Origin of the sequence: Aeromonas sp. R6-2 (assembly GCF_040908155.1) — a bacterium.
In the GTDB taxonomy this organism is placed as follows: Bacteria; Pseudomonadota; Gammaproteobacteria; order Enterobacterales; family Aeromonadaceae; genus Aeromonas; species Aeromonas schubertii.
On sequence record NZ_JBFODE010000044.1, the window covers coordinates 53868 to 64850 of the forward strand.

The 10983-nt window shown below is 63.8% G+C and carries 12 protein-coding genes; 5 read left to right on the forward strand and 7 right to left on the reverse strand.

Translation table 11 applies throughout. The annotated features are described in order from the left end of the window. The first annotated feature begins 112 nt into the window (after positions 1 to 112). Genes AB5Y48_RS11725 through AB5Y48_RS11735 form a run of 3 tightly spaced genes read left to right on the forward strand, consistent with a single transcriptional unit; the run spans position 113 to position 3040 of the window. A complete protein-coding gene (locus tag AB5Y48_RS11725; RefSeq protein WP_050665210.1) occupies positions 113 to 1081 on the forward strand; it encodes a TRAP transporter substrate-binding protein in 969 nt (322 codons plus the stop codon). Between the two features lie 40 nt (positions 1082 to 1121). After that, on the forward strand, positions 1122 to 1652 hold the full coding sequence (locus tag AB5Y48_RS11730; protein WP_050665211.1) for a TRAP transporter small permease: 531 nt from the start codon (positions 1122 to 1124) through the stop codon (positions 1650 to 1652). Positions 1653 to 1654: 2 nt separating this feature from the next. Beyond that, the gene (locus AB5Y48_RS11735) at positions 1655 to 3040 is read left to right on the forward strand and encodes a TRAP transporter large permease (RefSeq protein WP_050665212.1); all 1386 of its coding nucleotides are present in this window, start codon (positions 1655 to 1657) and stop codon (positions 3038 to 3040) included. A 4-nt stretch (positions 3041 to 3044) separates the two neighbouring features. Here the strand turns inward: AB5Y48_RS11735 and AB5Y48_RS11740 are convergent, their stop codons facing one another. Both AB5Y48_RS11740 and AB5Y48_RS11745 read right to left on the reverse strand, forming a co-directional pair. Further along, positions 3045 to 3476 (reverse strand): DUF2753 family protein, encoded by a 432-nt coding sequence (locus tag AB5Y48_RS11740; RefSeq protein ID WP_050665213.1) that lies wholly within the window; start codon positions 3474 to 3476, stop codon positions 3045 to 3047. Positions 3477 to 3559: 83 nt separating this feature from the next. Further along, positions 3560 to 4252, reverse strand: coding sequence for a ParB-like protein (locus tag AB5Y48_RS11745; protein ID WP_050665214.1), 693 nt, complete (start codon positions 4250 to 4252; stop codon positions 3560 to 3562). Positions 4253 to 4345: 93 nt separating this feature from the next. Between AB5Y48_RS11745 and AB5Y48_RS11750 the strand changes: the two genes are divergently transcribed. Continuing rightward, positions 4346 to 5947, forward strand: coding sequence for an ABC transporter substrate-binding protein (locus AB5Y48_RS11750; RefSeq protein ID WP_368164561.1), 1602 nt, complete (start codon positions 4346 to 4348; stop codon positions 5945 to 5947). A 104-nt stretch (positions 5948 to 6051) separates the two neighbouring features. Next, positions 6052 to 6354 (forward strand): hypothetical protein, encoded by a 303-nt coding sequence (locus tag AB5Y48_RS11755; protein WP_368164565.1) that lies wholly within the window; start codon positions 6052 to 6054, stop codon positions 6352 to 6354. Positions 6355 to 6397: 43 nt separating this feature from the next. On the opposite strand, the gene dusA is transcribed toward AB5Y48_RS11755, so the two are convergent. From dusA to AB5Y48_RS11780, 5 genes are all read right to left on the reverse strand, one after another. After that, positions 6398 to 7426, reverse strand: coding sequence for a tRNA dihydrouridine(20/20a) synthase DusA (gene dusA, locus AB5Y48_RS11760; protein WP_136612960.1), 1029 nt, complete (start codon positions 7424 to 7426; stop codon positions 6398 to 6400). Between the two features lie 169 nt (positions 7427 to 7595). Next, entirely contained in the window at positions 7596 to 8048 is a 453-nt protein-coding gene (locus AB5Y48_RS11765; protein ID WP_368164566.1) for a CesT family type III secretion system chaperone, read from the reverse strand. 99 nt (positions 8049 to 8147) lie between these two features. Next, positions 8148 to 9098 (reverse strand): hypothetical protein, encoded by a 951-nt coding sequence (locus tag AB5Y48_RS11770; RefSeq protein ID WP_368164568.1) that lies wholly within the window; start codon positions 9096 to 9098, stop codon positions 8148 to 8150. A gap of 143 nt (positions 9099 to 9241) precedes the next feature. After that, complete coding sequence (locus AB5Y48_RS11775) at positions 9242 to 9928, reverse strand: hypothetical protein (RefSeq protein WP_368164569.1); 687 nt, start codon at positions 9926 to 9928, stop codon at positions 9242 to 9244. 11 nt (positions 9929 to 9939) lie between these two features. Further along, positions 9940 to 10500 carry a cyclase family protein gene (locus AB5Y48_RS11780; RefSeq protein ID WP_136612957.1) on the reverse strand — a complete coding sequence of 187 codons (561 nt, stop codon included), beginning with the start codon at positions 10498 to 10500 and terminating at the stop codon, positions 9940 to 9942. Positions 10501 to 10983 lie beyond the last annotated feature (483 nt).

Genomic DNA, 10983 nt, shown 5'->3' on the forward strand with positions numbered 1-10983 from the left:
GGCTGACGGCCCGGGAGGCGCGTCGTTACTGGATTGTTTCATTTTTGTTTCTTCTGGCATGCCCCTTGCCATTGTCTTGAGGCAAACCCTACACCTCAAGGAAGAAAACGAGATGAAAAAGACACTGCTGGCCCTCGCCCTGTGCAGCGGCCTCGTCCAGGCGGCCCCCATCGAGCTGAAATTCTCCCACGTGGTGGCCGAGAACACCCCCAAGGGGCAGATGGCCACCCACTTCAAGACCCTGGTGGACGAGCGCCTCAAGGGGGAGGTCGAGGTCAAGGTCTACCCCAACTCCCAGCTGTTTGGGGATGGCAAGGAGCTGGAGGCCATGCTGCTCGGGGATGTGCAGATGATAGCCCCCTCCCTCTCCAAGTTTCAGAAGTACACCGACAAGCTGCAGATCTTCGATCTCCCCTTCCTGTTTAACGACATGGCCGCAGTGGACCGCTTCCAGCAGGGCCCTCAGGGGCAGGCCATGCTGGGTTCGCTCGAGCAGTACGGCCTCATTGGTCTGGGCTACCTGCACAACGGCATGAAGCAGCTCTCCGCCAGCAACCCGCTCAAGGTGCCGACCGATGCCAAGGGGCGCAAGTTCCGCATCCAGACCTCTGACGTGCTGGCCGCCCAGTTCGACAAGATAGGGGCCGTGCCGGTGAAAAAACCCTTCGCCGAGGTCTTCACCCTGCTCCAGACCCGGGCCATCGACGGCCAGGAGAACACCTGGTCCAACATCTACTCCCAGAAGTTCTACGAGGTGCAGCCCTACATCACCGAGTCCAATCACGGGGTGCTCGACTACCTGGTGGTGGTCAACGCCGAGTTCTGGAATGGCCTGCCCGAAGGGGTGCGCAGCGAGCTCAAGCGGGCGGTGGAGGAGTCGGTCACCTATGGCAACCAGGTGGCCGCCCGGAAGGACAAGGAGGACAAGGCGGCGATCCTCGCCTCGGGCAAGAGCCAGCTGGTGACATTGACCGACGCCGAGCGCGGCCAGTGGGTCGCCGCCATGAAGCCCGTATGGCAGCAGTTCGAGGGGGCCATCGGCAAGGATCTCATCGACGCCGCCGTCGCCGCCAACCAGTAAACCAGTGAGGGGCGCCGCCGGGCGCCCCGGGAATGTGATCATGAAACGACTCATCTACCGCCTCGAAGAGAGCCTCATCGGCCTGCTGCTGGTCAGCACCACCCTGCTGGTCTTCATCGAAGTGCTGCTGCGCTTCTTCTTCGACACCGGCCTGCTCTGGGCCCAGGAGGCCACCCTCAACCTGGCGGCCTGGATGGTGCTGCTCGGCGCCTCCTGGGGGGTGCGCGAGGGGGCTCATATCGGGGTCGATGCCGCCATCCGGCTCTTCCCAGCCCCCTGGCAGCGCCGCCTCACCCTGCTCGCAGTGGCCCTCTGCCTCGCCTACTGCGCCCTCTTCCTCTACGGTGCCTGGATCTACCTGAGCAAGCTCAAGCTGATCGGCATCGAGATGGAGGATCTGCCCCTCAAACGCTGGCAGGTGATGAGCATACTGCCCGTCGGTCTGGGGCTGCTGGTGCTGCGCTTCCTGGAGGTGGGCATCAAGGTGTGGCGTGGCCAGATGCAGGGCTTTGCCCTGGCCGATGAGGCCCGCGACAGCATGCATCTGGTTTCGGATCAACAGAAGGTGTGACCATGGCGACCCTGACCCTCTTTACCCTGCTTATTCTCTGCATGCTGCTCGGCATGCCCATCGCCGTCGCCCTGGGCCTCTCCAGCGTGGTGACCGTGCTCGCCTTCTCCAACGATTCCCTCGCCTCCCTGGCCCTGAAGCTGTTCGAGTCTACCTCCGAGCACTACACCCTGCTGGCGATCCCCTTCTTCATCCTCTCGTCGGCCTTCCTCTCTACCGGTGGCGTGGCCCGGCGCATCATTCATTTCGCCATGGACTCGGTGGGCCATATTCGCGGCGGCCTGGCCATGGCCTCGGTGCTCGCCTGCATGCTGTTTGCCGCCGTCTGTGGCTCAAGCCCGGCCACCGTGGCCGCCATCGGCAGCATAGTGATCGCCGGCATGGTGCGATCCGGCTATCCCCAGGCCTTCGCCGCCGGGGTGATCGCCAACGCCGGTACCCTCGGCATCCTGATCCCCCCCTCCATCGTCATGCTGGTCTACGCGGCCGCCACCGAGGTGTCGGCCTCACGCATGTTTATGGCGGGCTTTCTCCCCGGTCTGATGATGGGGGGGCTGCTGATGCTGGCCATCTATGTGGTGGCCCGGATCAAGGGGCTGCCGAGCCAGCCCTTCCCGGGGCTGGTCGCCCTGCTGGGCAGCGGTGCCCGCGCCCTGGGTGGCCTGTTTCTCATCGTGCTGGTGCTCGGCTCCATCTACGGAGGGATAGCGAGCCCGACCGAGGCCGCCGCCGTGGCCGCCGTCTATGCCTACTTCATCGCCGTCTACGGCTACCGGGATATCGGCCCCCTCAAGGGGGTGCCCTGGCGCAAGGAGCGCGAGAGCCGGGGGGCGGCGCTGGTGCGCAACCTGACCCTGTTGCCCCTGGCCCTGCTGCGCTCCCCCTTCGATCGGGAGGTGGGCCAGGTGGTGAGGGACGCCGCCAAGGTGAGCATCATGCTGCTCTTTATCATCGCCAACGCCATGCTGTTCGCCCACGTGCTCACCTCGGAGCGGATCCCCCACGCCATCGCCGAGACCATCACCCACTGGGGGCTGCCGGCCTGGGGCTTTCTCATCGTGGTGAACCTGCTGCTGCTGCTCGCCGGCAACTTCATGGAGCCATCGGCCATCGTCCTCATCATGGCCCCCATCCTCTTCCCCATCGCCACCCAGCTCGGCATCGATCCCATTCACCTGGGGATCATCATGGTGGTCAACATGGAGATAGGCATGCTCACTCCGCCGGTGGGGCTCAACCTCTTCGTCACGGCGGGGATCACGGGGCGCAGCATGGGCTGGGTGATCCAGGCCTGCCTCCCCTGGGTGGGGTTGCTGCTGCTGTTCCTGATGATGATCACCTACATCCCCCAGATCTCCCTGTTCCTGCCCACCTATCTGGCGGGTTAGGGGATCAGTTGAGGCGAAAGCGTCCGATCAGCTCGCACTCCTGCACCTTGTCCTGGGTCTGGATGAGGCGGGCAATGTCGGGATTGGGATGACGCTTGAGAAAGGCGAGCAGGGCGGCGCGGCAGCAGCCCAGCTCGCCGATCAGGGCCGCACACTGGCGGTGGGGACACTGGGGGACCAGGGCGGTCACCAGCTCGGAGGCGAGCTTGAGGTAGCGCAGCTCGAAGGCGGGCTCGCGCATCTCGCCCCAAAACTGCGCCAGCCGGTGGCAACTGGCCACCTGCATGGTGGCCTGCTCCACCAGATCCAGCTCGGGATCGGGCTCCAGGGCCAGCTCGAGGGCCCGCTGATAGAGACAGACGGCGGCCCCGAAGGCCCCGTTATTCTGGGCCACCCTGGCCTCCAGCATGTACTCCTGCCAATGTATCCGGTTCATCTGTGACTCCTCCCCTGACGATGGCCCTATTGATCTCTAATTGAGAATAAATATCAACACCAGACTTGTCAGGGGAATCTCGGCTACCCCTTGCTGCACAGCCGCCCCGGATAACCGGGCAGATGGGCGGCGCGGCGACTGCAGGCCAGCAGCTTGGCCTGCTGCAGCCGCTCGGCCACACTCTCCCGGTTCACCGGCGCCCAACCCATCTGCTCACCCAGCCAGGTCGCCCAGGCGAACTCGATAAAGTAGACCTGCTGACTCTTGTCGATGTAGCCCGCATCCTCCAGCAAGCCGGCCAGGGTGCGATAGGGGTAGTCGGGCAAATCCGCAACCCGGACCGGCAGGCGAGCGGGATCCAGGGGGCGGCCTCGCTCGTCCTGCAACCAGGCCCAGTGGTTGGCCCGCATCTGTGCCCAGAAGTTGGCGGGATCGCGCAGCCTGGCGATGACCTTCACCCGCGCCTCGCGCACCCCGCTGCGCCACAGGGCCGTGGTCAGGTGGTGGCGATCCACCAGCCAGAACTGCCCGTCGGGGGAGATGACCACGGGGATCTCTTTTTTCTTCATCAGCTTGTCGAGACGCTTGGGGCTCTTTCCTGCCAGTGACGCCCGGGTACGCTCAACCTGCAACATGCCGACCCCACCCTGGGTCGGGTGGAGCCGCTCGATGGGCAGACGGCACCAGCTACCCACCTCACTCTGCGCCGTGCAGGGGTCCAGAGCCCAGACGAGGGGACTCAATAACCAGAGCACAATCCAGAGAGCTCTTCCCATGACACACTCCTTTTTCTGGGGGATTTTTCCGTGAAGAGGGCTATCATGGCGCCACTTAGCACCTTATTTCACCTCTCAATTAAGGATCGGACCATGAAGGGATGGATACCCCTGTTTGTCACACTTTCCGCCTCCCCCCTGTGGGCCGCCGAGCTGCCAGCCGGCACCCGTCTCGCCCCGGATCAGAGCCTGGTGCGCCATCTCAAGGACGAGCCGGCCAGCCTCTCCCCCCTCGAGCTGGTGGGGCTGCCCGAGCTGCAGGTGGCCCGGGATCTCTTCGAGGGGCTCCTCAACCAGGACCCGCAGGGGAACCCGGTTGCCGGCACGGCCCAACGCTGGGAGCAGCAAGACCCGCTCCACTATACCTTCTATCTGCGCCCCGAGGCGCGTTGGAGCAACGGTGACCCGGTCACCGCCCGGGACTTCGTCTACGCCTGGCGCCGCCTGGTCGACCCGCGCGAAGGCGCCAGCTTTGCCTGGTTTGCCCGCCTCGCCGCCTTCGAACACGCCGACGCCATCCTGGCGGGCAAGCTGCCCCCCGAACAATTGGGGGTCGAGGCGGTGGGCGAGCATACCCTGCGCATCACATTGGCGCGCCCTGTGCCCTATCTGCTCAACCTGCTGACTCATCCCAGCCTCTATCCCCTGCACCGGGCCAGCATCGAGAAGGAGGGCAAGCGCTGGACCCAGCCGGGCAAACTGGTGGGCAATGGCGCCTTCGTGCTGGCCCACCGGGTGGTCAACGAGCGCCTCGAGCTGGTGCCCAACCCCCACTACTGGGACAAGGCCAATACGGTGCTGACCCGCGTCACCTTCCTGCCCATCAACCAGGAGAGTGCCGCCACCAGCCGCTACCTGGCCGGCGATCTCCAGATCACCGAATCCTTCCCCAAGGAGCAATATCAGAAGCTGCTGGCCGAGCACCCGGACGAGGTCTTCACCCCGCCCCAACTCGGCACCTACTACTACGCCTTCAATACCCGTCAGCCCCCCCTTGACGATGTGCGGGTGCGCAAGGCGCTCTCCTATGCCATCGACCGTCGCCTCATCGCCGACAAGGTGCTCGGCAGCGGCGAGCTGCCTGCCTGGCGCTTCACCCCGGACGTGACCCGTGGTTTCACCCCGGCCCCCAACGACCTGAGCCAGACGCCTCAGCCCGAGTTGGACCAACAGGCCAGGACCCTGCTCACCGATGCCGGCTACGGCCCGGACAAGCCGCTGACCCTGACCCTGCTCTACAACACCGCCGAAATCCACAAGAAGATGGCCGTCGCCATCGCCAGCATGTGGAAGCAGAAACTGGGGGTGAAGGTGGCGCTCACCAATCAGGAGTGGAAGAGCTATCTCGACAGTCGCCAGAGCGGCCAGTTTCAGGTGATCCGCTCCTCCTGGGTGGCGGACTACAACGACCCTTCCGCCTTCCTCGGACTGTGGCAGAGCCACCACAGCGGTAACATGGCCGGCTTTGCCAACGCCGATTACGATCGCCTGTTGCAAGAGGCCGAAGGGGCCAGGGGGGATGGACGTGCCGCCCTCTTCAACCGGGCCGAGCAGCTGCTGACCGAACAGATGCCCATCGCCCCCATCTACCAGTACACCAACGCCCGCCTCATCAAGCCCTGGCTCAAGGGCTATCCCATCGACAACCCGGAAGACGTGGCCTACAGCCGCCAGCTCTATCTGCTGGCCCACTGAGCAAGGAGAGGGGAGCCAGGCTCCCCTCTCTTTTTTTCAAGCCCTCTTCTCAAATGGTCGCTCTCTCTCTACAATGCGCCGCCTGCTGTTTTTATGAGCACACCATGACCCGTCTTATCCTCCTCAGCCTGCTTCTGTTCCCCCCCTTGACCCGGGCCTCCGACGAGGTGCCCTGCCAGGAGGCGTTCTCGGCCTGGATGCTGGAGCAGCACCAGATCTTTGCCAACCGCCAGCTCGGCAAGATGGAGCGGCGTCACGCCGAGCGGTCCATCGACAAGGCCCGCACCCTGTTCAACAAGAGCGGCGATTTTTGCAAGACCATGGCCGAGCTTGAGGCCTTCAAGGACAAGGATCCCCGTTTCACCGCCCGCGGCGGCGAGATCCACGACTTCACCCCGGTTCTGTGATCCCCAAAACAAGGCGGCGCACCCCGGGGTGCGCCGCTTTTGCTTATTCGCCTGCCGCCTCGCGCGGCTGCCACTGCTCCGGCACCTTGGCCATGGCGTCCAGCACCACCTGGATGCCGGCCCCCGGCTTGGTGGCGTTCTCGCTCAGGTGACGACGCCAACCGCGTGCCCCCGGCAGATTCTGGAACAGCCCCAGCATGTGGCGGGTGACGTGGGAGAGGTAGTTGCCCTTGGCCAGCTCCTGCTCGATATAGGGCAGCATGCGGCGCACCACCTCGTGGCGAGTGAGCTGAGGCTGGCTCTCACCGAAGATGAGGTTGTCCACCTGGCTCAGGATATAGGGGTTCTGATAGGCCTCGCGCCCCACCATGACCCCGTCCAGGTGGGCGAGATGTTCCTGCGCCTGCTCCAGGCTGGTGACACCGCCGTTGATGGCGATGGTGAGCGCCGGGTACGCCTGCTTGAGCCGGTAGACCCGCGGGTAGTCAAGGGGCGGGATCTCGCGGTTCTCCTTGGGGCTTAACCCACTGAGCCACGCCTTGCGGGCATGCACGATAAAGGTGTCGCAGCCGGCGTCACGCACCTGCTCGATAAAGGCCTGCAGAAATTCGTAGGAGTCTTGCTCATCAATGCCGATGCGGGTCTTTACCGTCACCGGAATGTCCACCACGTCGCGCATCGCCTTGACGCAGTCGGCCACCAGGGCCGGCTCCCCCATCAGGCAGGCGCCGAAGCGACCGTTTTGCACCCGGTCCGAGGGGCAGCCCACGTTGAGGTTCACCTCGTCGTAGCCACGCTCCTGGGCCAACCTGGCGCAGCGGGCCAGATCGGCCGGGTTGCTGCCACCCAGCTGCAGGGCGATGGGGTGCTCCTCCTGGTTGTAACCCAGATAATCCCCCTTGCCGTGAATGATGGCGCCCGTGGTCACCATCTCGGTGTAGAGCAGTATGTTGCGGCTCAGCACCCGGTGGAAGTAGCGGCAGTGACGGTCCGTCCAGTCCAGCATGGGGGCGATGGAGAATCGTCCGCTCCAGTGGGCGGTATGGGGACTGGCGGGGTGCTTCTGGCTCATGGTGATCGGGTCTTCTGGTTTTGTGTTCACAACATGCCGGCCGGGCCGGCGACAGGGGGAGGGAGTATACCGAAATTGCGGGGGGAGTTCAGCCACACTGCGCGGTGAAGAGAAGCCCCCGGGAGGGGGCTTCGGTGGCGGGGACGCGAGAGGCCGTCGGGGCGAGTCATCACACCCTCAGGCTCTGACCAGGATCGCCGTGCACCTCATCCGCACTCAGACCATCCAGAGCGAGCTCGGCCTCCCACTCATGGGCCCGCTCCAGCAAAGAGGCGAGGCGCTCCTTGATGAGACGGGGGCGATAGCTCTCCAGGGCCAGGCTGGCGAAGAAAGAGACCTTGCTCGTACCCGGGTAGATGCCGACCCCATCACCGTGGTGCAAGGGGGCGAGGGCATGCTCACCGAAGCGCAGAAACAGTGCCCGCGAGAGGCGCTCGGGCAACTCGCTCGCCGTGGTGACCGAGAGCACCAGCGCCCTCTCCTCCGTCCTGGCCACCAGATTGACCACGAAGGGGGCCGCCTGCTCCCCTGCCCGCCGGATCTCGAACGCGCAGACGCCGTCCTCATCGAACGCCAACGCCGGCACCGACAGCTCGTCCACTATGCCTTGATAGATATCCACACAACACACCTCTTCACGCCCCCCCCTGATCCCGGGAGGGGAGATAACAACACGACGGCCCTGCCACCCCGGTGGCAAGGCCGTCACTTATCATCCGCATCACACCTTGATGACGGCTTCCGGATCAAACACCCGGGTCTCGCTCACCGGATTCTCGGCAAAATGCACCCTTCTTTCATCCCGCTCGAATACCCGGGTCTCACTGACCGGATCCTCGTTAAAATGCACACGCTTCGCACCCTTGCCTGACACCGGCTCTGCCGCCGTTGATGCCGGGCCCTCTTCGACTTGCGACCGGTTGGCGCGGGTGTTCGCCACGGTCAGGGTCTGCAGCTCGGCAGCGGCCCGCTGCTCAAACAGCTGAACATAGCTGCGATTGAACTCGGCGTTAACCTTGGCACTGAACGCCTCAGACTCATGACCCAGGACGTTCAGGGCCTCACCCAGCGCCTTGGGGTCGCCGGCCAGCGAGGTATGCAGAGCCTTGCTCTGCTCGATGACGCGAGAGCTCAGCATGCTGAAGATGGCCTCTTTACCGTTGATAAAGCTGGCGAAGTGCTCTTTGACAAAGCTCAGGGAAGCCTTGTCCAGGGTCTCCAGACCGAGCCGCTTCTGATTGGACTCGGTGATGTCGGCCAGGGTCGCCGTTCTGGGATCGCTGCCCCGCTTGAGGTACTGGGCCTCGTTTTTGAACTCGCCGATCGGCTGACAAAAGGCCTGGTGGACCATCTCCTTGATCTGACTCAGTTCGCTCAGTTGCCGCTGCACCTCGGATTGGATCTGGGTGGCCCGGGTGGTGAGCGCGCTCTCCCCCCTGGTGGTGGCCCGGCTAAAGAAATCGACCACCGCACTCTTGATGCGCCCCACCGCGCTTAAATGGTTGAGATCCCGCGCAACCGAGACATCCCCACCCTTGCCGATCTGAATGGTGTAATCCTTGCCCTCCCCCAGATGCAGGGCGAGGGTCTGATTGCTACCGGGGTTGACGTTGGCAAGCTGCAGGCTGTCGATAGCCTTCAGCATGGTCGGGGTGGCACCGTGAATGGCCATAAGCCTTGCTCCTTCTCTCACTTCCAGTGATACATCTGGCGTACATCATACCGATCAGTGAAAACTCCGTTTATTAGCCACGGTTGCACTATTTTAGTTTTGATGCTGAGCCCCGGTGACGGGGCTCCTCCTCGGCGGCTCCGTCACTGCACATCGGAGTAAAAGTGGCCCGGGTCCAGCTGCCAGCGGGCGACCATCTGCGCCCGGCACTTGCGCACCATCTCGGGGCGGCCACAGACATAGAGATCCGAACGCGAAAAATCGAGCCCCAACCCATAGGTGACCTCCAGCAGGTTTCCCCTGTGCCCCCCCGGCGGCGGCTCACCCTCCAGCACCACTGGAATGACGGTGAGGCGCTCGACGCCCTGCGCCAGGTGGTGCAGCCACTCGTACTCATAGAGAGCCGAGCTGCGGCTGGCCCCCCAGATCAGGGTCAGCGACCTGTTTCGACCGGAGCGCAGCTCCTCCATCAAGAGGGCACGGGCATAGGTGTAGCCACTGCCCCCCGCGATCATCACCAGGGGGCGATCGGATTCGCGTAAAGAGGCGTCACCGCCGATCCCCTCGCAGTGGGCGTAATGAGCCAGCCTGAGTTCGGCGACCAGCCCATAGGCCGGGGCGCCGGCCTCGACCCCTCCTATCTGAATCACTATCTGCCCCCCCGGCAGGGGAGCCGAGGCGATGGAGAAGTAGAAGCGGGTATCTGTGACGGGCGAGCGCAGGATCAGATACTGGCCCGCCCGGTAGTCGAGCGCACGCTCGGGCGAGAAGATCACCTCGACGGTGGCCATCCCGATTTCGCGGATGGCGATGACGGATAAAGGTGTCATGGCATCCTCCGTCAGCCCAGCAGGGCCGTCACCTCACAGGGTTTGCCGGTTACCCCCCCTGCACGGTCAAAACGGATAGCGACCCCCCTCATCTGCCCGGCAATCGCCTCGGTCATCCGGATATTTTCGATGACGAAGCAGTCGTGATCCTCGCAGCGTCGATCGAAGGAGATGTGCTCTTCCCCGTGGGCACCGATGCCGTAGCTGTCGATCAGAATAAAGGCCGCCCCCTGCCCCAGCATCTGGTCCAGCACCTCACTGGTGAGGTGGGTGGCGCACTTGCCATAGGCCGGAGTGCCGTAGTCGTGGCGCTCCAGATTACCCGTGTAGAGCACCACCCCCTTGCCCCCCATATCCAGCCCCTTGACCATCGCCATCGTGGGCATGGCGACACGGCAATCGATCACCACTGTCTCAACCTGGTATTCGCTCTTCTGCGGCCCCTTCGAGTAACAGTCGATATGGGTGCCGATATGGCCGAACGCGGCCACCGAGTCAGACTGACGCTTGGCCCATTGATAGGCCGGGTGATCCTCATTGACCTCGATGCTGAGTCTTTGTGTGTTGTTCATGGTATGCCTCCTTCTCTTTTCGCCCTCCATGTTAGGGAGAAGCCACAGCGCAAGTTACAAACATTCAGACATAAAACATCAAAAATCGGACATTGGGAGGCGCTCGGGCCAAGCTCCTTGCCTATGGCAAGCATCTTGATGCGGCTTCGCCGCATGGGACACGAGGGCTTCGCCCTCGACATTTTTTCGCCCGCCAATTCGGAGGAGCTCAGCCAAGCTCCTGAGCCTATGGCAAGCTCTTTGATGCGGCTACGCCGCATGGGACACGAGGGCTCCGCCCCCGACATTTTTTCGCCCGCCCACTTGGGGGCGCTCAGCCAAGCTCCTTGCCTATGCCTGGCATCTTGATGCGGCTGTGCCGCATAGGGGCTTCGCCCGCCAATTCGGAGGAGCTCAGCCAAGCTCCTTCACCTGTGTCAGGCATCTTGATGCGGCTGTGCCGCATAGGGGTTTCGCCCGCCCTGCGGGCTGTGGCGAGTGACT